Below are 19,028 nucleotides of genomic sequence, written 5' to 3' on the forward strand. Positions count from 1 at the left end.
GTGGTCGCTACGCGTGCGTGAGTGCGATCAGTGCGACGTTCATCGTGCTGTAGAGACCCTCGGATCGGGTCGCCTGGCGGACGCGTCCGCGCAGCACTTCGTAGCGGCCGTCGTGCTCGCGCACGAAGCCGATCACGCCGGTCGCCGGCGTCGAGACGCGGTGGTAGCCGTCCTCGAGCGGGACGACCTCGGTACTCGTGGTTCGCTCCATTGCTGTTCCCTTCCGTTCGTCGTCGAACAGTGGCGCCAGCATACCCCGGTCCGGGGGACAAGACACCCATGGATCGGCTTGTCCACAGGGTTCGCCGAGAGTCCGTCCGTCGCTTGCGCGCCGTGGATAGACTCCGGGCGACGGCGCTCTCAGAGCGCCGTTCGGGACGGCGTCGACGGCGCCGACCGGTGACGGACGGAGGACGGATGCGAACGGTCCAGCGTGGATCGGGCACAGGCGGGTCGAGGACGGAACGGGGGACAGCGCGGCTCTGGGGTCGCGTCACGGCAGCAGTCGTGGCGATGCTGATCGTCCTGGCTCCGGCGGCGACCGCGCAGGCCACGGCACCGGTCGACCTGGGTGGGGCGTACGTCCTCGACGAAGCCGACGCCCTCAGCTCCTCGCAGCAGGCGCAGGTCGAACAGGCGGTGCAGGACCTGTACGCCGAGACCCAGACGCAGCTGTACGTCGTGTTCGTGCCGACGTTCACCGATCCGACGGACCACACCGCGTGGGGCTCCGCGGTCATGGAGCAGAACCAGATCGACACCGACGGCATCCTGCTGTCGGTCGCCGTCGACGACCGCAACTACGACGTGCAGCAGACGAACGAGACCGCCATCTCCGAGTCCGACGTGCAGAGCGCCGTGAACGACTCGCTGCTCCCCGCGCTGAAGCAGGGCGACTGGTCCGGCGCGGCCGTGGCGTTCGCGAACGGGCTGACGGACACCCAGGCGCCGCCGAACCTGACCTGGCTCTGGATCCTGTTGCTCGTCGTCGTCGTCGGCCTGATCGTCGTCGTGCTCGTCATCCGCACCCGCAACAAGCGGAAGACCGCCGCGGCCACCCAGGCACAGCAGGAGTCCCTCGCCGACCTCGAGCGCACCGCCGGCGGCGCACTCGTGACGATCGACGACGAGCTCCGCACCGCCGAGCAAGAGGTCGGGTTCGCCACGGCCCAGTTCGGTCCCGACGCCGCGAAGCCCTTCGCCGACGCCGTCGCCGCTGCGCAGCAGGCCGTGCGCAAGGCCTTCACGTTCCGGCAGCAGCTCGACGACGAGATCCCGGACTCCCCCCAGCAGCGTGCCGACTGGGCGAACCAGATCATCGCGATCTGCCAGCAGGCGCACGCCTCGATCGAGGAACAGACCGAGTCGTTCGACAAGCTCCGGTCGCTCGAGGACGGCGTCGAGGAAGCAGCCGCCGCACTGGCCCAGGCCGTCGCGGAAGCGCCGGCGTCGGTCGGCGCAGCAGCAGCCGCGCTCGACCGCGTCCGAGCCAACTACACCGGACGCACCCTCGCGACCGTCGCCGACAACGTCGACCAGGCACACCAGGTGCTCGCCTACGCCACCGAGCGCTCGAACGCGGCCACCGCGGCGATCGCGGCCGGCGACAAGGGCGAAGCGGTGGTCGCCGTGCGCGACGCCCAGCACGCCCTGGCCCAGGTGCAGCAACTCACGAACAGCGCGGTCGCGGCCGAGGGCACCTTCACCGAGGCCACCGCACGCGCCGAGGCGATGCGCATCGACATCGAGGGCGACGTCGCCGCGGCCCGGACCCTCACCGTGGGCGGGCCCGACCTCGCCGCGGCCGTGACCCGGGCGCAGACCGTGCTGCGGCAGGGGTTCGACCCGAAGGACCCGATCACCGCGGTCGACGCCCTCACGAAGGCGAACACCGAGATCGACCAGGCCATCGCGGCCGCCCGGGGTGCCGAAGAGCAGCAGCGCCGGGCGTCCCGCGCCCTCGACGACGCCCTGCGCGACGCCCGGAACCGGATCAGCCAGGCGCGCGAGTACATCTCGCTGCACCGTGGCGGCATCGGACCGACCGCCCGCACCCGCCTGTCCGAGGCCGAACGCGCCCTCGACGACGCCGTGCAGCTCGCCACCACCGACCCCGGACAGGCACTGCAGGCAGCACGGGCGGCCGAGCAGTACGCCGCCGCGGCGATGGACTCGGCGAACGACGACATGGGCGGCTGGGGCGGCGGCGGCGGCGGCTTCGGTGGTGGCGGCGGCAACGGCGCCCAGCTCGGCGGCCTCGTCACCGGCATCGTGCTCGGCGGCCTGCTCGGCGGTCGCGGTGGCAGCTTCGGCGGCGGCTCCTTCGGGGGCGGCGGGGGCGGCGGCTTCGGCGGCGGGGGCGGTTTCGGCGGTGGCGGAGGCGGCGGCGGAGGCGGGTTCTCCGGCGGCGGCCGCTTCTGACCCCGACCCACCCGACGACCAGACCACACACCCGACAGACCAGACACACGACGTCAGACCTTCCAGGAAAGGGAACAGCAATGGCAAAGCAGACGATCTTCGGCCGCATCTCCACCCTCGTGCGGGCGAACATCAACCAGCTCATCGACAACGCCGAGGACCCGCAGAAGATGCTGGACCAGCTCGTGCGTGACTACACGAACAACATCGCCGACGCGAAGACGGCGATCGCGCAGACGATCGGCAACGTGCGGCTGCTCGAGCAGGACCACGAAGAGGACAAGCGCGCCTCGTCCGAGTGGGGCCAGAAGGCCGCCAACGCCTCCACCGCCGCGGACAAGTACCGCGCCGAGGGCAAGACGGCCGAGGCGGACAAGTTCGACAACCTCGCCAAGATCGCGATCGGCAAGCAGATCGCGGCCGAGCAGGAGGTCAAGGACGCCGAGCCGAACCTCGCCTCGCAGAACGAAGCGGTCGAGAAGCTCAAGACCGGGCTCGCCGGCATGGAGCAGAAGCTCGAGGAGCTCCGTGCGAAGCGCGACAACCTCGTCGCCCGCTCGAAGACGGCCGAGGCGCAGTCCAAGGTCAACGACGCCCTCGGCAACATCGACGTACTCGACCCGACGAGCGACCTCGGTCGCTTCGAGGAGAAGGTCCGTCGTGAAGAGGCCAAGGTCCTCGGGCAGCAGGAACTGCAGTCGTCGAGCCTCGACGCCCAGTTCGAGAGCCTCGAGGACGTCGGCAAGGACGCCGAGGTCGAGGCACGTCTCGCCGCGCTGAAGTCGGGCGGCTCGTCGAGCCTCTGACGTTCCCGGACGACCTTCCCGGACGACGCCGGACCCCAGCTGACAGACTGAGACGATGCAGTTCCTCGTGGTCGGTCAGTGGCAGGGTTCGGCGTCGTCGCGCGCGATGCGCCTCGGGGACGGAGCGACCGCGATCGCGGCCGACCTCCCCCGTGCGTCCACCACCGTGGTCGACGTCCCCGCCGGCGCGGGCGACCGGCTCGAGACGGCCGTCGCCCGCTACACTTCCGTGCTCGCCGTCGCCGACCGTGTGGCCGAGGAGACCGGCGTCGCGAGCGAACCGGTCCTCGTCGTCGGTGGGGACGGTGCGAGCGTCCTCGGTGCCACCGTCGGCCTCGGCCCGGACACCGCGTTCGTCCGCATCGCCGGGTCCAGCGGGTACCGCGCACTCAACCGCGCCCAGCCCGTCGCCGCTGAGACCGCAGCCCTCCGGATCCTGGTCGACCGCGCCGACGACCTGTTCCCCGGGCTGCCGGTGCTACCCGCTTCGTCGGTCGTGGTCGCGGGCGTCCGCGGGCTCGACGACGCCGAGGACGCCGCACTCGACCGTGCCGGGATCACCCGACTCGACGTCGACGCCGCGACCCCGGACGCCCTCGCCGCCGCCGTCGACGCCACCGGAGCGACCTCGGTGTTCGTGCACGTCGACCTCGACGTCCTCGACCCGTCCGAGGTCGACGGCCTGCTCGAGCCGGTGCCGTTCGGACTCGACGGCGCGGGACTGGTCGAGCGGATCCAGGCCGCGACCCGCGGCCGCCGCCTGGCCGGCGCCGCGCTCACCGGATTCGCTCCCGTCGACCCGGAGCGTGCAGTGGACGACCTCGGCGTGATCCTGCGCGTCGTCGGGGCGTTGACCAGCGCCTCCCGGGTGGCCTGAGAACCGACCCGGCGCGCCGGGCGCACCCCATGCCGGTCCGCGTACGCTCGGCCTCATGACGGACTACGACCTCATCGTGATCGGCGCCGGCGCAGTCGGCGAGAACGTGGCGGACTACGCCCACAAGCGCGGCCTGGCGGTCGCGATCGTGGAGTCCGAACTGGTCGGCGGCGAGTGCTCCTACTGGGCGTGCATGCCGTCGAAGGCACTGTTGCGCAGCGGCCACGCCCTGGCAGCGGCGAAGCGGCTCGACGGCGCGAAGCAGGCCGTCACCGGCGAACTCGACGCCGCCCACGTGCTCGCGCGCCGCAACTCGTTCACCTCGGACTGGAAGGACGACGGCCAGGTGTCCTGGCTCGAGTCCGCCGACATCGCCCTGATCCGCGGCCACGCCCGCATCACCGGCGAGAAGACGATCGAGGTCGGCGGCGAGACGCACACCGCCCGTGCCGCCGTCGCCGTCGTGACCGGTTCGCTGCACGCGCTGCCGGACGTGCCGGGACTCGCCGAGGCGAAGCCGTGGGGCACCCGCGAGGGCACCAGCGCCCAGCAGGTGCCGGAGAGCCTGCTCGTGATCGGCGGCGGTGTCGCCGGCTCCGAGCTCGCCACCGCCTGGGCATCGCTCGGCGCGAAGGTCACCCTCGTCGCCCGGCACGGACTGCTCGGTGGCATGGAACCGTTCGCCGGCGAACTCGTCACCGATGCCCTCCGCGAGCTCGGCGTCGACGTCCGCACCGGCGTGAGCCCCGTGCGGGTCGACCGCGACGAGCACGGGCTCGTCACCACCACGCTCGACGACGACACCACCGTCATCACGAGCGAGGTGCTGGCCGCCACCGGCCGCACCCCGCACACCGCCGACCTCGGGCTCGAGTCCGTCGGGCTCACCGCCGGCGACTGGCTCGAGGTCGACGACACGACGCTCGTGCACGGCACCGACTGGCTGTACGCCGTCGGCGACGCCAACCACCGCGCCCTCCTCACCCACCAGGGCAAGTACCAGGCCCGCGCGGCCGGCGAGGCGATCGCCGCCCGGCACCAGGGCACGCCGCTGCACACCGAACCGTGGGGCGCACACGTCGCGACCGCCGACCACGCCGCGGTCCCCCAGGTCACGTTCACCGACCCCGAGGTCGCGAGCGTCGGCCTGACCGAGAAGGCCGCGCGCCAGCAGGGGCTGAACGTCCGTGCCGTGGAGTACGACCTCGGCGGCGTCGCGGGTTCCGCGCTGCAGGCCGACGGCTACACCGGCCGCGCCAAGATGGTCGTCGACGAGGACCGCGGGGTCGTCGTGGGCGTCACCTTCGTCGGCCAGGACGTCGCCGAGATGCTGCACGCGGCGACGATCGCCGTCGTCGGCGAGGTACCGGTCGACCGCCTCTGGCACGCGGTGCCGGCCTACCCGACGATGAACGAGATCTGGCTCCGTCTGCTCGAGACCTACGGTCGCCCGGCCTGAGCATGCGCGGACTGGCACGCCGGACGCTGCTCGACTCCCCCGTGTCGCGGGTGGGCTGGCTGTTCGCCACGGCGGTGGGTCTGGCGATCGGCGTGCCGCTGTCGACCGGTCGCGTCCGCGTGGTCGACGGGCTCGTCGTCTGCTCGGGGCTGCCGCGGTGGGTGTTCCGTCGCGGCGGCACCTGCGTGGGTTCGGTGTACCTGACCCGGGACAACGACGGGCCCCGGGTGCTGCGGCACGAGCGGGTGCACGTCGAGCAGTGGCGGCGGTACGGCATGCTCATGCCCGTGCTGTACGCCGTCGCCGGCCGAGACCCGCTCCGCAACCACTTCGAGGTCGAGGCGGGGCTGGAGGACGGCGGCTACCGCTGACGGGTGTCCGTGCGCGGCTCCCTCTGTGCTGCGCCGCCGTGTGCCGATCGGTCACGACACCCCGTCGGGCCGGCGCCGAGTGGTCGCAGACCGTCGGCGGCTCCGGCCGCATCCGACGGTCTGCGACCGCTCGGCGCGGCACGCTCGGCGCGGCGTGACCTCCGGTGAGGGCCGGCGGGCGACGAGACGTGACCGAACGGCGGACGGGAGGCACGGATCACGGCCGCCACGGGCCTCCCGTCCGCCGTGGCCCGGCCTACCTGCCCGGCTGAGGAGCGCTGATCGGTCGCGACACCCCGCCGGGGCGGCGCCGAGCGGTCGCTGACCGTCGGTCGCACCGGCCGTGGCCGACGGCACGCGGCCGGTCCGCGACGCGCGCGCGTCGCGCCGCGTCTCGTCGCGGTCGGTCAGACGCCCTGAACTCCTGGCGCCGAGGTTCCACGACATGCCGCGTGCGTTGCGCCGAGGTTCCACGGGCAGCCCGGATGCGGCGCGAGATGCCGAGATTTCGGAACCTCGGGGAGTCGCCTCGGCGGCACGTGGAGCGCACTCGCGACTGGACGGGTGGGTGGGGAGCGATGCGTCTCCGTCGCCGCGAGGTTCCACGACATGCCGCGTGCGTCGCGCCGAGGTTCCACGGACGGCCCGGATGCGGCGCGAGATGCCGAGATTTCGGAACCTCGGGGTGCGGGCGGGCGGGCGAGTGCGGCGCGGGGCGCGGGGCGCGGGCGCGGGTCAGGCGGCGGGACGACGGGGGACGATGAGGGGCGTGCCGGTCTCGGGGTCGGGGACGACCACGCACGGCAGGCCGAAGACGTCCTCGACGAGGTCGGCCGTCAGCACCGCGGCCGGGGGCCCGGCAGCGACGATCGACCCGCTGCGCATCGCGATGACGTGGGTGGCGTACCGCGCCGCCTGGTTCAGGTCGTGCAACACCGCGACGACCGTCCGACCCGCGGCGTGCAGGGCCGAGGCCAGCTCGAGCACGTCGTACTGGTGCGCGATGTCGAGGAACGTCGTCGGCTCGTCGAGCAGCACGATGTCGGTCTCCTGCGCCAGGACCATCGCGATCCACACCCGCTGCCGCTGCCCGCCGGAGAGCTCGTCGACGCTCCGGTCCGCCAGCTCCACCGTCGACGTCTGCTCCAGGGCGGCCTGCACGGCACGCCGGTCGGACCCGGACGACGGGTGCAGCAGGTCCTGGTGCGGGAACCGCCCGCGGGACACGAGGTCGCGCACGGTGATGCCGTCCGGTGCGATCGGCGTCTGCGGCAGCATGCCGACCCGCCGGGCCACGGCCTTCGGGCGGTAGGAGTCGATCGGCGCCCCGTCGAGGTACACCGTGCCGGCTCGGGGCTTGAGGGTGCGCGCGAACGACTTCAGCAGCGTCGACTTGCCGCACGCGTTCGGGCCGACGATGACGGTCAGTTCACCGTCGGGGACGTCCACGTCGAGCCCGTCCACCACGATGCGGTCGTCGTACGCGAGCGTCAGCCCACGCACGCCGAGCGCGGTCGTCGGGACTCCGACCACGCTGGTCGTCAGTCCGGCTGCGGCGTTCAGTTCTCGGCCTTGCCGTGCCGCCAGTACCCCATGAACGCGACCTGCTTGCGGTCGATGCCGACCCCGCGCACCAGGTGCCGTCGGAGCTCCTTGACGCAGCCGGCCTCGCCCGCGATCCAGGCGTAGACGGGGCGCGACTCCTCGGTGGCCGGCACGTCCCAGAGGACCTGCTCGTCGACGTCGACGTCCGCCAGCTCGACGGCGTCCCCACAGGCGGGACCCGCGGCGACAGGTGCAGCACCGGCGACGACCGTCGACGCCCACGCGTGCACCTGGTCGGTCATGCGGACGCCGTGGGTCGCACCGTTCCGGGCGATCCAGCGGACCTCGACCCCGGCGGGCGCGCTCACGGGCAGCCGGTCGGCGTCGGTCGGCACCTCGATGAAGACGTGTCCGACGGTCGAGACGTCGAGCGCCTCGAGGATGGCGCAGATGGCCGGGGCGGCGGTCTCGTCCCCGGCGAGCAGGATGCGGTTCGCGTGCCCGGGTGCGAACTCGGCGGCACCGGTCGGCAGGTCCTCGGGCGACTCCGGCACGCGGGGTCCGACGATCCGGAGTTCGTCGCCGACCCGGCAGGACGACACCCACCGGGATGCGGGTCCGGCGTCGCCGTGTGCGACGAAGTCGATGTCGAGCTCACGGGCGTCGGGCCGGAACGAGCGGACCGTGTAGGTGCGCAGCGGGTTGCGTTCCGCGTCCGGCAGCGCACGCCAGGCGGCGTACCAGTCCTCGTCCTCGGGCAGTTCGGAGAACCCCACACCGTCGAGCGGCAGGACGACCTTGATCCGCTGGTCGAGCCCGACCGAGGAGAAGTCCGCCAGGGCATCGCCCGTCAGCGTCACCCGGACGAAGTGCGGGGTGAGCGACGTGACCGCTGCCACACGGACGGAGAAGACGCGGTACCGGGTTGCCACGGATCCGAGTATGGCATGCCTTACCTAACGTCTCCAGACCCCGCAGACGGTGCGAAGATCGGTTCCGTGCCCGATGCCCCCGACGACGAATTCGCAGACCTGGCCGCCCTCGCCCGCGCGAGCGGCGTGACGGAGCCGCTCCGCGCCTCCAGGCAGGTGGTCCGCACCGATGACGGGCAGGAGACGTCCGCCATCCGGTGGGGCGACCGGGAGGCCCGGATCACCTACCTGCACGGGCTCGGCATCGACGCCCACAGCTTCGACCAGACCGCGCTCGCCGTCGGCGAGCCGGCGGTCGCCCTCGACCTGCCCGGCCACGGGCGGTCGTCGTGGCGGGACGACGCCGACTACGGGGCGTCCGTGACGGCGCCGACCGTGCTCGCGGCGCTCGACGCCCTGGAGGTCCCGCCGGGGATCGTCGTCGGGCACTCGCTCGGCGCGATCCTGTCGGCACGACTCGCGGCCACGGCACCGGAGCGGGTGACCGGGCTCGTCCTCGTCGACATGTCGCCGGACTTCGCGCAGCGGGCGGTCGACCGGATCGCCCGCGCGCTCGAGGCCGAGGAGCCGTTCGCCACCCTGGACCAGGTCGTCGACCGGGCGATCGAGGCACGCGTCGGCGACGACCGGCACGTGCTGCTGCGTGAGGCGCGCCACACCACGCGGCTCGGTGACGACGGAGCGCTCGTGCGGCGCCACCACTTCCCGCACCTGCCCGCCGGCCGCACGTCGTCGGTGGGGCGCTTCGCCGACGCCTGGCCCGACCTCGAGGCCCTGCGCGTGCCGACCCTGCTCGTCCGCGGCGACCGCGGGTACGTCTCGCCGAAGCTGCACGCCGCGTTCGCCGAGCGGCTGCCGGAGGCCGAGATCGTGACGGTCACCGCACGGCACGCAGTGCAGAACCAGGCGCCCCTCGAACTCGCTTCGGCGATCCGGGCATGGGCCGCACGTCACGGATTGTTGCACCGGATCGATGAACCGTCGCGGGACCGTACCGGCCCCCGGTAACCTCGTGCGAGCGCGAGCTGTGACCATCGCCCTCGCGTCCGGAAGGAACCCACACCCCATGAGTCCGCTCCTGTCCCGCCGTACCGCCCGGGCTGCGCGCACCACGCGCCTCGGACGTGCTGCCCTCGCCGCCACCGCGGTCGCCGTCGTCTCCGCCCTCGCGCTGACCGGCTGCTCCGGCTCGTCGAACGAGGACGGCGGCGCCGACGCCACCGTCCGCGTCGGCCTGGTGCTCGAACCGACCAGCCTCGACATCCGCACGCAGTCTGGTGCAGCGCTCGACCAGGTGCTCATCGACAACGTGTACCAGGGGCTCGTCGGCCGGACCGCCGACGGCGACATCCGCGACGTGCTGGCCTCCGAGCACGAGGTCTCCGACGACGGGCTGACGTACACGTTCACGCTGCGCGACGGCATCACCTTCCAGGACGGCAAGGACGTCACCGCGGCCGACGTCGTGTGGTCGCTCGAGCAGGTCAAGTCGAACGAGACCTACGTCGACTCCGCCAAGCTCGCCGGCGTCACCTCGATCACGTCACCGTCGACCGGTGTGGTCGAGCTCAAGCTGGCGAAGCCCGACTCGGACCTGCTCTGGAACCTGACCGGCCGCTCCGGCCTGGTGCTCGAGAAGGCCGCGACGAACGACCTGTCGGACACCGCGAACGGCACCGGCCCGTACGAGGTCGCGAGCTGGAAGCAGGGCGACTCGCTCACCTTCGACCGCAACGACGACTACTGGGGCACGAAGGCGAAGGTCGCGAAGATCGTCTTCCGGTACATCACCGATCCGTCGACGGCCGTCAACGCCATGGCGAACGGCGACCTCGACGTCCTCAACCCGGTCGACGGCACACTGAAGAGCCAGCTCGACGGCAACTCGGACATCGCGCTGCACTCCGGCAAGACGACCGACAAGTACACGCTCGCGTTCAACGACCAGAAGGCGCCGTTCACCGACAAGAAGGTGCGCCAGGCGATCCGGCAGGCGATCGACCCGAAGGCCCTCATCAAGGCCATCGGCGGCACGGGCGTCGAGCAGGGCGGCCCGATCCCGGAGCTCGACCCCGGGTACGAGGACCTGACCGACATCGACGCATACGACCCCGACAACGCGAAGCAGCTCCTCGCCGCCGCCGGTCAGGAGAACCTGAAGCTCACGCTGACGTACGCGAACATCTACCCGGCGACCATCGGCGACGTGCTCAAGTCGCAGCTCGCCGACGTCGGGATCACCCTGACCGTCAAGCGCGTCGACTTCGCCACCTGGCTGTCGACGGTGTTCCAGGCGCCGAAGTCGGGTGAGCGCGACTTCGACCTGTCAATGGTGGACCACGTCGAGGCCCGCGACTTCGGCAACTGGGCGAACCCCGACTACTACTTCGGGTACGACAACGCCGAGGTGCAGTCGCTGTACGCCGAGTCGATCGCGGCCACCGACGAGGACGCCAAGGTCGACGCCCTGCGGAAGGCCGCGAAGATCGTGAGCGAGGACGCCGCCGGCGAGTGGCTCTACACGGCCACCGAGATCACCGCGGTGCGCTCCGGCGTGACGGGCTTCCCGGTCGACGGCGGCAACTCGCGACTCGACCTGTCGAAGCTCGCCGTCAAGTGAGACGACCCGCGCCCGGAGCTCCGAGCACGTGACCCGGTTCCTGGTCGGCAGGATGCTGCTGTTCGTCGTCGGGCTGCTCGTCGCGAGCGTCATCATCTTCGCGACCCTGCGGGTGCTGCCCGGCGACGTCGCACAGGTCGTCGCCGGCACCCAGTCGACCCCGGCGCAGGTCGAGCAGCTCCGGCAGCAGCTCGGCCTCGACCGGCCCGTCGTGGTGCAGTACCTCGACTGGATCGGCGGGGTGTTCCGCGGCGACCTCGGCCGGTCCCTGGTGACCAACGGGCAGGTCGCGCCGGAGATCGCGCAGAAGCTGGCGATCACGCTGCCGCTCGCGGGCATGTCACTCTTCACCGCACTCGTGATCGGCGTCCCCCTCGGGGTCGTCGCCGCGGTGCTCCGCCGTCGACCGGGCGGCGCCGTCATCGGGTTCGTGGCGCAGGCCGTCGCCGCGATCCCGGTCGTCTGGGCCGGCATGCTGCTCGTCGCGCTGTTCGCCGTCACGCTGCACTGGCTGCCGACCCAGGGCTTCCCGCTCGACGGCTGGTCCGAGCCGGGGCGTGCGTTCGCGTCGCTCGTGCTGCCCGCCCTGACCATCGGCGCGGTCGAGGGTGCCGTCATCCTGCGCTTCACCCGCTCCGCGACGCTGTCGGTGCTCGACGCCGACCACGTCCGCACCGCGGCCGCGATCGGGCTGACGCGCACGCAGGCGTTGCTCCGGCACGGGCTGCCCTCGGTCGCCCTCACCGTGCTCGCCGTGCTCGGGGTGCAGATCGCCGGGCTGCTGGTCGGGGCCGTCGTCGTCGAGCAGCTGTTCTCGCTGCCCGGGGTCGGGCGCATGCTCGTGACCGACGTCGGTCGCCGCGACGTCACCAAGGTGCAGTCCGAGCTGCTCGTGCTCACCGGGCTCGTGCTGCTGGTCGGCTTCGCCGTCGACGTCGTGCACCGCGCCCTCGACCCACGCCAACGCGAGGTGTCCGGATGATCCGCCGCCTGCTCTCCCGCCCCACCGGGGTCTTCGCCGTCGTCGTGCTCGGCCTGCTCGTGGTGCTCGCCGCGGTGTCGCTCGTGTGGACGCCGCAGGACCCGTTCCGCGCCGATCCGTTCCAGCAGTGGGAGGGCCCGAGCGCCGCGCACTGGTTCGGCACCGACGCCGCCGGCCGGGACATCGCGAGCTACCTGCTCGCCGGCACCCGCACCACCGTGCTCGTCGCCGTCGGAGCCGGGGTGATCGCGAGCGTCGTCGGCATCGTCCTGACCGCGATCGGGTCCCTCACCGCCCGCTGGGTGCGCGAGGGCACGGCCGTCCTGCTCGACATCCTGGTGGCGTTCCCGACCCTGCTGACCGCGATGCTGCTGACCGCGGTGTTCGGCGGCTCGCTCGGGGTCGTCATCGTGAGCGTCGGCCTGTCCTTCGGCGTCACGATCGCCCGGGTCGCCCGCGGCGAGATCCGGCGTATCGCCCGCAGCGACTACGTCACCGCCGCCCGGGCCTCCGGTGTCGGTGGTGTCGGGGTGCTGTTCCGCCACCTGGTGCCGAACGCCGCGCCGCTGTTCACCGTGCAGCTCTCGCTCGCGATGGCCACCGCGGTCCTCGCCGAGGCCGGTCTGTCGTACCTGGGCTACGGCGCCGGGTCGGACACGGCGTCGTGGGGCAACCTGCTCTCCGACCTGCAGACCTACATCGGCGTGCACCCGTGGAGCGCCACCTGGCCGGGAGCCGCGATCGCGCTGGTCGTCGCCGCGCTCTCCCTGCTCGGTGACGCGATCCGCGACGCGACCGACCCACGGCTGACGACGAACGACCGCGCAGCGGGCGGCGACCGCCGCGCCGACCCGGCCACGACCACCCCGGGGGTGACCGCATGACCGACCGCAGCCACAGCGACACCGGCAGCCGCAGCGACACCGGCCCCGGCGGGCTCGCGGTGGTGGGGCTCTCCGTCCGCATCGCGGGGCGGACGATCCTCGACGACGTGACGTTCACCGTGCCTCCCGGCGAACGCGTGGGCGTGATCGGCGCATCCGGATCCGGCAAGTCCATGACCTCGCTCGCCCTGATGGGCCTGGAGCCCGCCGGCGCGACCGTCACCGGCAGCATCCGCCTGGACGGCACCGAACTCGTCGGCCTGCCCGATCGGGAGCGTGCGAAGCACCGCGGATCCGGCATCGGCATGGTGTTCCAGGAGCCCGGCACCGCCCTCGACCCGCTGCGCCGCGTCGGCGCGCAGATCGCGGAGCCGCTGCGCCTGCACCGCGGACTCGACCGGCGGGCGGCACGCGTCGCGGCGACCACCCTGGCGGCGGACGTCGGACTGCCGGACCCGGAGTCGCTGCTGCGGCAGTACCCGCACCAGCTGTCCGGCGGGCAGCGACAGCGGATCTGCATCGCGATGGCGATGGCCGGGCAGCCCGCGTACCTCGTGGCCGACGAGCCGACCACGGCGCTCGACGTCACGACCGAGGCGCGGATCCTCGACCTCTTCGAAGGGCTGCCGGCCGGCATGGTCTTCGTCACGCACGACCTCGCCGTGCTCGCGCGGATCGCCGACACCGCCGTCGTGCTCGACGGCGGACGGGTCGTCGAGCAGGGCTCGGTCGCGTCGCTGCTCGCCGCGCCGCAGCACCCCGCGACCGTCGCGCTCGTCGACGCCGCGCGCGCCACCGCCCGTCGTGCCCGTCCGTCCGGAGGCTCCGCATGACCGCCATCCTCGACGGGGTCGGGCTGCACCGCACCTACCGGCTCCCCCGCCGCGGGCCCTTCGAACCGGGCCCCGTCCGCACCGCCGTCGACGGCGTCGACCTGACGGTCGCCCCCGGCCAGCGGCTCGGGATAGTCGGCGAATCGGGGTCCGGCAAGTCCACCCTGGTCCGGCTGCTCGCCGGCCTGGAGGCACCTTCCGCGGGTTCCGTGACCGCCTCCGGTCGTCCGGTGGTGGCGTCCGGGTCCGCGGCCGCGATGCGCTGGTTCCGTCGCGAGACCGGGGTGGTGTTCCAGGACCCGTACGCGTCCCTCGACCCGCGGATGCGCGTCGGCGCGATCGTCGGCGAACCGCTGCGGGCACTGCGGATCGACGGGGATCACCGGACGCTGGTGCGCGACGTGCTGGAGCGGGTCGACCTGCCGGCAGACGTGGTCGACCGGTACCCGCACGAGTTCTCCGGTGGGCAGCGGCAGCGCATCGCGATCGCCCGGGCCGTGGTGCACGGGCCGCGGATCCTGTTCGGCGACGAGCCGATGAGCGCCCTCGACGTGGTGGTGCGGGCACGGGTCATCGAGCTGTTCCGCTCGCTCGCCGACGACCTCGGGCTGACCATGGTCCTGGTGTCGCACGACATCGGTGTGGTCCAGCGGCTGTGCGACACCGTCGCGGTGATGTCGGCGGGGCGCATCGTGGAGCACGGGCCGGTGTCGTTGCTCGATGCGCCGGCGCACCCGGTGACGCGGGCGCTGGTGGACGCTGCGCCGACGCTGCCGTAGCCGTAGGGGCGGGCGGCGGGGCGGCACGCGATTCGCGACATCCCACGAGTCGATCGAAGCGTGGCCTGTCGGAACATGCACACGCACCGCATGCACGTGCATGGTGCGACGATCCACGAGGTGATCGACGCGTGGCCTGTCGGAACATGCACACGCACCCGCCTCGCTCCCCATCGCGTCGCGAGGGGTGTGCGACTCCTGTTCGACTGGGCGGGACTCCTTGCCCACTGAGCGGGACGCCGAGACGATCGACCTGCACCGATCGTTTCTCGAAGGGGAGAACGCATGAGCAAGTCGCACGACATCACCAGGCGCACGGCACTCGGACTCGGCATCGTCGCCACCGCATCGGCAGCGAGCGGGGTGCTCGGCAGCACACCGGCGAGCGCCCACGGCCGCGCCGGCCCCGGCCCCGGCCACCCCGGTCGCCCGCACCTCGCCGCCGCGGTCGAGCGGGAGTTCGCCGCCGACACCACCACGGTCCTGCGGAACCCGCTCAACGGCTGGGCGCTGTACGGCTCGTCGGCACCGCCCGCGAACTACTGGACGCAGTACGACGACGTCCCGCTGCCCGACGGCACCACGGTCACGGTGTCCGACCACGCCTCGGTCATGTACATGCGGGTCTCGTGGACGATCCTCGAGCCGTCCGAGGGCGTGTACGGCTGGGACACGAACGCGGCGTTCGCGGGCATCCTCGCCGAGGCCCGTCGCCGTGGGCTGCGGCTGGCCTTCCGCGTCGTGGTGGACAGTCGCGACAAGTCGTCGGACTTCACGCCCGCGTGGGTGCGTGCCGCCGGGGCCGCCGGGTACGAGACGCAGACCGGCAGCAAGACCGTGTGGAGTCCGTACCCGGACGACCCGGTGTTCCAGGCGAAGTACGCCGCGTTCGTCGCGGCCTTCGGCAAGCAGTACGACGACCCGGCCACGACGGACTTCATCGACGGGTACGGGCTCGGCAAGTGGGGTGAGGGCCACTCGATGCTCTACCAGGACGCCGCGAACCGCGAGCCGGTGTTCGACTGGATCATCGACCTGTACCAGGAGCACTTCACCCGGGTACCGCTGGCGTTGAACTACCACCGGATGATCGGGGGCCCGAAGGACTGGGGCACCCCGGACCCCGAGAGCGAGCGGATGCTCGACGGTGCGTACGAGAAGGGCTACGTCCTGCGCCATGACGCCTTCGGCATGACCACGTACTACGCGGACTGGGAGAAGTCGATGGCCGCGAAGTGGCGGTACCGGCGGCCGATCATCATGGAGGGCGGGTGGGTCACCGCCCAGCACGACGTCACGCAGGACCCGCGCGGGTACGTGACGACCGCCGACGTCCGTCAGGGCGAGTTCGACGACTCGGTCGAGGCGCACGTGAACATGATGGACCTGCGGAACGGCGAGGCCCTGTCGTGGTTCGCGGCGCAGACCTTCCCGTTGACGCAGCGGTTCGACGCCGAGGGCGGCTACCGCCTGCACCCGTCGCGCGTGGTCGTGCCCGGTTCGGCGTCCGCCGGCGCGACGGTCGAGGTCACGCACGAGTGGACGAACACCGGTTGGGGCTACCTGCCCGACAACCTGCCGGTGTGGAACGGCAAGTACAAGGCGGCCGTCGCGTTGCTCCGTGCGGACGGCAGCGTCGCGAAGACGTTCGTGGACAGCGCGTCCGACCCGTCGACGTGGTTGAAGGGCTCGCCGACGTCGTACGCGTTCCGTCCGTCGCTGGCCGGCGTCGCGGCTGGCGCGTACCGGTGGGGCATCGCGATCGTCGACACCACCGCGGGCAACGCCCCCGGCATCGAGCTCGGTGCGCAGGGCACGCAGCAGGCGGGCTGGCTGGTCGTCGGCGACGTCACCATCGCCTGAGACGCGCCTGCCTGGAGGCCCGGTGCCGGTCCACGAGACCGGCACCGGGCCTCCAGGCGGTCGCCCCCACCCCGTCAGCGCAAGTGGAACGTCAGCGCAGGAGGAACGCGAGGGCGCGCGTCAGGAACGCGCGGTGCTCCGGCGACGCGAACGACGCGGCGGAGTGGCCGAGCGCGTCGTAGACGGTGGTGCCGCCGCCGGGTCGTTCGTGCACCCAGGCGAGCGGGTGCCGCTCCCCCTCGTGCTCGTGGTCGAGCAGGACCCGCACCGATGGCGAGACCCGCAGGTGCGTGTAGCGCTCGTCCTCCAGGGTGAAGTCCGGCAGGCCGGCGGTGATCGGGTGCGCCGCGTCGACCACCCGGACGGCCGCGGGCCCGAACGGCGGGTGCATCGTCGTGCCGCGCTCCCACACCCCGCCGAGGGCACGCTCCCAGTGCGGGTCGTCGGCGAACGACGTCGCGGCGACGTGCAGCACGAGCAGGGGCACGTCGCTCGCGAGCAGGCGGTGGAAGCCGGCCCGGGCGTCGGTGAGCGGGACGGGGCGGTCGTCCCGGGGCAGCCCGACGTCGACGACGACGAGCGACGGCAGGGGTCCGGTCGCGCAGGCGGCCAGGGCGGTGTCGACGTCCTCCGGTTGCTCGAGCTCGACGCCTGCCGACGCAGCGAGCGCCGTGACCGCCGCGTTCGTCTCGGCGAAGGGGTGCCACGGGTCGGTCCAGCGTCCGGAGCCGCCGAGCAGGACCGCGCTCACGGTGTCGCCCGGGTCACGGTGAGCGCGTGCTCGCCGTCGGTGGACGCGTGCCGCGCGACGAGCCGCACACGGTGCACCGCCGGGCCCCAGACCCGCTCGAGCTTCGCGTCGTCGACGTCCCGCCGCTCGACGTGCACCGCGAACCGATCGATGTCGACGGACAGGTGGGCGGGGCCGACGCGCAGCCCGCCGTCGACGGGCACGGGTTCGTCGCGGGTCATGAGCACCAGGGTCATCGTGCCGGGCTCCGCGAACGTCCAGGTGTCGCGGACGACCACGCGTTCGGCGGCGCGGTCACGGGACACCGCCCGGTCGAGCGTCGCGGTGCGGTGGAGCGATCGCAGTCCGCCGGTCGCCGGGTACGCGGCGGTCAGGTCGGCGGACCACGACGCGACGTCGCCGTCGTCCTCGAACACGGTGCCGGTCGCGCGGAACGCGGCACCCTCGTGTTGTTCGACGCCGTTCGGCAGCGGGACGGTGTGCCAGGCACTCCGCATCGTCCAGATGCCGTAGCGGTGCTCCGGCATGAACGTCTCGCGGCGGTACACGCCCACCCCGACGTCGATGAGCACCGGTTCGCCGTCGAGCGAGACGATCACCCCGCCGGCGTCGTTGTGGTTGTGGCTGACGTCGTTGTGCCCGCCCTTCACCGCGAGGACGAACCCGTCGGTCGCGCCGTCGTGAGCACGGGCGACGGCGACCTCGGTGCCGGGCAGCCACAGCGACGCGGGCATCCCGGGCTCGGCCGGCCCGTCGGTCCACGAGGGGTCCCGCAGTTCGGCGAGCGTCCGACGGAACAGCGCGGCGAGCTGCCCGTCGAACCGCAACGCGTGCTGCCGGCCCATCCACCGGGCGTGCCGCACGACCCGGTCGTCGTCGACGCGCTCCCCGAAACGGGCGAGCAGGTTCCAGTTCGCGTTCTCGGCCAGCGCCGGGGAGCCGTCGGAGTGGTTGACCTGCGTCGCGGCGCCGATCTGCATGCCCATCGGGAACCGGGACATGGCGGCGACCGGCTCGACCGAGAAGCCGTCGAACGCGCCGCCGGTGAGCTCCTCGACCAGGTCCAGGGCCTCGAACAGGGTCGCGCCGGCCCACCACCAGTACGTGGCACCCTCGTCGCAGCTGCCGTCGGCGTCGTAGCCGGCGCGGAACCGGTCGAGGATCACGAGCGCACGGTCGATCGTCGCGGCGAGGCGATCGCGGTCGGGCTCGACCACGGCGGCGCACACGAGCACGTTCGACACGATCCACGGCGCCCAGTTGTTCGGCGGCCCGTCGACCCCGTGCCAGAAGTACACCTCCTGCTCCCACGGGTCGAGCACGCGGCGGCGGATCTCGTGGTGGACGTGCGCGCGGATGCCGGGGCGGTCCTGCTCGAGGCGCTCCCCCGCGATCGCGTCGATCGCCGCGAGCATGCCGCCGACGTAGGCATCCGACAGGTCGAGCACGTCCCGACCGGGCACGGGCAGGAACGGCCGGCTGCCGTCCTCGGGGAGCGCGTAGTGCGACGGCAGGCACCAGGCGCGCAGCTCCAGGATCCGCCAGACCTGGTCGCCGAGCACGTCCGCCCACTCGGCGTCGCCGGTAACGCCGAGTGCCAGGGCCGCGGTCGCGGCGGACTCGAGCAGGTTCCGCTGTGCCCGCTCGTACGGCTGGCGGTTCCCGTCGCGACTGTACGTCGCCCACAGGGCGAGGGTCGGGAAGGTGACCGCCGCGGCGGCGCGACGGTCGTGCGCGACCGCGAGCAGGGCCTCCCGGTCGGCGTCCGCGACGTGCGCCCACGCCGGGCGGTCGCTGACGGGAGGCGCGGGTCGCCACGAGCGCGGACGGAGCGCCGCGCGCGCTGCCGGGGTGAACCGGTCGGTGAAGGACGGGGCGTCGACGGTGACGGTCATGGGGTGGGTC

At 72.7% G+C, this 19,028-nt stretch carries 17 protein-coding genes; 12 read left to right on the forward strand and 5 right to left on the reverse strand.

The genetic code is table 11. From position 1 onward, the window contains the following. Positions 1–7: 7 nt before the first annotated feature. Positions 8–211 carry a hypothetical protein gene (locus EDF48_RS09965; protein ID WP_071255966.1) on the reverse strand — a complete coding sequence of 68 codons (204 nt, stop codon included), beginning with the start codon at positions 209–211 and terminating at the stop codon, positions 8–10. Between the two features lie 302 nt (positions 212–513). Here EDF48_RS09965 and EDF48_RS19555 point away from each other — a divergent pair, with 302 nt between their 5' ends. The 5 genes from EDF48_RS19555 to EDF48_RS09990 all read left to right on the forward strand — a co-directional run bounded on the left by EDF48_RS19555 (position 514) and on the right by EDF48_RS09990 (position 5,934). Continuing rightward, entirely contained in the window at positions 514–2,421 is a 1,908-nt protein-coding gene (locus tag EDF48_RS19555; RefSeq protein ID WP_279432385.1) for a TPM domain-containing protein, read from the forward strand. Between the two features lie 80 nt (positions 2,422–2,501). Beyond that, the gene (locus EDF48_RS09975) at positions 2,502–3,227 is read left to right on the forward strand and encodes a PspA/IM30 family protein (protein ID WP_123294264.1); all 726 of its coding nucleotides are present in this window, start codon (positions 2,502–2,504) and stop codon (positions 3,225–3,227) included. Positions 3,228–3,282: 55 nt separating this feature from the next. Then, a complete protein-coding gene (locus EDF48_RS09980) occupies positions 3,283–4,104 on the forward strand; it encodes an arginase family protein (RefSeq protein ID WP_131846469.1) in 822 nt (273 codons plus the stop codon). Positions 4,105–4,159: 55 nt separating this feature from the next. Then, a complete protein-coding gene (locus tag EDF48_RS09985; RefSeq protein ID WP_131879698.1) occupies positions 4,160–5,563 on the forward strand; it encodes an NAD(P)/FAD-dependent oxidoreductase in 1,404 nt (467 codons plus the stop codon). 2 nt (positions 5,564–5,565) lie between these two features. Next, on the forward strand, positions 5,566–5,934 hold the full coding sequence (locus EDF48_RS09990) for a Fe-S oxidoreductase (protein WP_131879700.1): 369 nt from the start codon (positions 5,566–5,568) through the stop codon (positions 5,932–5,934). 735 nt (positions 5,935–6,669) lie between these two features. Here EDF48_RS09990 and EDF48_RS09995 read toward each other — a convergent pair. Together EDF48_RS09995 and EDF48_RS10000 are read right to left on the reverse strand one after the other, a co-directional pair. Beyond that, positions 6,670–7,467, reverse strand: a complete 798-nt coding sequence (locus tag EDF48_RS09995) for an ABC transporter ATP-binding protein (protein WP_243648767.1) — start codon at positions 7,465–7,467, stop codon at positions 6,670–6,672. Positions 7,468–7,493: 26 nt separating this feature from the next. Beyond that, positions 7,494–8,411, reverse strand: coding sequence for a siderophore-interacting protein (locus EDF48_RS10000; RefSeq protein WP_243648766.1), 918 nt, complete (start codon positions 8,409–8,411; stop codon positions 7,494–7,496). A 66-nt stretch (positions 8,412–8,477) separates the two neighbouring features. Between EDF48_RS10000 and EDF48_RS10005 the strand changes: the two genes are divergently transcribed. From EDF48_RS10005 to EDF48_RS10035, 7 genes are all read left to right on the forward strand, one after another. Further along, the gene (locus tag EDF48_RS10005) at positions 8,478–9,419 is read left to right on the forward strand and encodes an alpha/beta fold hydrolase (protein ID WP_165932367.1); all 942 of its coding nucleotides are present in this window, start codon (positions 8,478–8,480) and stop codon (positions 9,417–9,419) included. A gap of 58 nt (positions 9,420–9,477) precedes the next feature. After that, positions 9,478–11,031, forward strand: coding sequence for an ABC transporter substrate-binding protein (locus EDF48_RS10010; RefSeq protein WP_131879706.1), 1,554 nt, complete (start codon positions 9,478–9,480; stop codon positions 11,029–11,031). Positions 11,032–11,059: 28 nt separating this feature from the next. Next, positions 11,060–12,013, forward strand: coding sequence for an ABC transporter permease (locus EDF48_RS10015; protein ID WP_131879708.1), 954 nt, complete (start codon positions 11,060–11,062; stop codon positions 12,011–12,013). After that, positions 12,010–12,897, forward strand: coding sequence for an ABC transporter permease (locus EDF48_RS10020; protein WP_131879710.1), 888 nt, complete (start codon positions 12,010–12,012; stop codon positions 12,895–12,897). Before EDF48_RS10015 ends, EDF48_RS10020 begins: the two co-directional genes overlap by 4 nt. Continuing rightward, positions 12,894–13,730: an ABC transporter ATP-binding protein gene (locus tag EDF48_RS10025; RefSeq protein ID WP_131879712.1), complete on the forward strand. Its 837-nt coding sequence runs from the start codon at positions 12,894–12,896 to the stop codon at positions 13,728–13,730. The genes EDF48_RS10020 and EDF48_RS10025 overlap by 4 nt, the downstream gene beginning before the upstream one ends. Then, positions 13,727–14,509, forward strand: a complete 783-nt coding sequence (locus tag EDF48_RS10030; RefSeq protein ID WP_131879714.1) for an ABC transporter ATP-binding protein — start codon at positions 13,727–13,729, stop codon at positions 14,507–14,509. The genes EDF48_RS10025 and EDF48_RS10030 overlap by 4 nt, the downstream gene beginning before the upstream one ends. A 285-nt stretch (positions 14,510–14,794) precedes the next feature. Beyond that, positions 14,795–16,372, forward strand: coding sequence for a DUF4832 domain-containing protein (locus EDF48_RS10035; protein ID WP_131879716.1), 1,578 nt, complete (start codon positions 14,795–14,797; stop codon positions 16,370–16,372). Between the two features lie 91 nt (positions 16,373–16,463). Here EDF48_RS10035 and EDF48_RS10040 read toward each other — a convergent pair whose 3' ends face one another. Together EDF48_RS10040 and EDF48_RS10045 are read right to left on the reverse strand one after the other, a co-directional pair. Then, positions 16,464–17,123 (reverse strand): ThuA domain-containing protein, encoded by a 660-nt coding sequence (locus EDF48_RS10040; protein ID WP_165932368.1) that lies wholly within the window; start codon positions 17,121–17,123, stop codon positions 16,464–16,466. After that, positions 17,120–19,018: a heparinase II/III family protein gene (locus EDF48_RS10045; RefSeq protein ID WP_131879720.1), complete on the reverse strand. Its 1,899-nt coding sequence runs from the start codon at positions 19,016–19,018 to the stop codon at positions 17,120–17,122. Before EDF48_RS10045 ends, EDF48_RS10040 begins: the two co-directional genes overlap by 4 nt. Positions 19,019–19,028: the final 10 nt, after the last annotated feature.

Origin of the sequence: Curtobacterium sp. PhB191 (genome assembly GCF_004346515.1) — a bacterium.
In the GTDB taxonomy this organism is placed as follows: domain Bacteria; phylum Actinomycetota; class Actinomycetes; order Actinomycetales; family Microbacteriaceae; genus Curtobacterium.

What these genes read in the sequence shown, in the direction of transcription:
- EDF48_RS10035 (WP_131879716.1), top strand. Translation starts at nt 14,795, where the DNA reads ATGAGCAAGTCGCACGACATCACCAGGCGCACGGCACTCGGACTCGGC.
- EDF48_RS09985 (WP_131879698.1), top strand. Translation starts at nt 4,160, where the DNA reads ATGACGGACTACGACCTCATCGTGATCGGCGCCGGCGCAGTCGGCGAG.
- EDF48_RS10020 (WP_131879710.1), top strand. Translation starts at nt 12,010, where the DNA reads ATGATCCGCCGCCTGCTCTCCCGCCCCACCGGGGTCTTCGCCGTCGTC.
- EDF48_RS19555 (WP_279432385.1), top strand. Translation starts at nt 514, where the DNA reads ATGCTGATCGTCCTGGCTCCGGCGGCGACCGCGCAGGCCACGGCACCG.
- EDF48_RS10030 (WP_131879714.1), top strand. Translation starts at nt 13,727, where the DNA reads ATGACCGCCATCCTCGACGGGGTCGGGCTGCACCGCACCTACCGGCTC.
- EDF48_RS09990 (WP_131879700.1), top strand. Translation starts at nt 5,566, where the DNA reads ATGCGCGGACTGGCACGCCGGACGCTGCTCGACTCCCCCGTGTCGCGG.
- EDF48_RS10010 (WP_131879706.1), top strand. Translation starts at nt 9,478, where the DNA reads ATGAGTCCGCTCCTGTCCCGCCGTACCGCCCGGGCTGCGCGCACCACG.
- EDF48_RS09965 (WP_071255966.1), bottom strand. Translation starts at nt 211, where the DNA reads ATGGAGCGAACCACGAGTACCGAGGTCGTCCCGCTCGAGGACGGCTAC.
- EDF48_RS09980 (WP_131846469.1), top strand. Translation starts at nt 3,283, where the DNA reads ATGCAGTTCCTCGTGGTCGGTCAGTGGCAGGGTTCGGCGTCGTCGCGC.
- EDF48_RS09975 (WP_123294264.1), top strand. Translation starts at nt 2,502, where the DNA reads ATGGCAAAGCAGACGATCTTCGGCCGCATCTCCACCCTCGTGCGGGCG.
- EDF48_RS10025 (WP_131879712.1), top strand. Translation starts at nt 12,894, where the DNA reads ATGACCGACCGCAGCCACAGCGACACCGGCAGCCGCAGCGACACCGGC.
- EDF48_RS10045 (WP_131879720.1), bottom strand. Translation starts at nt 19,018, where the DNA reads ATGACCGTCACCGTCGACGCCCCGTCCTTCACCGACCGGTTCACCCCG.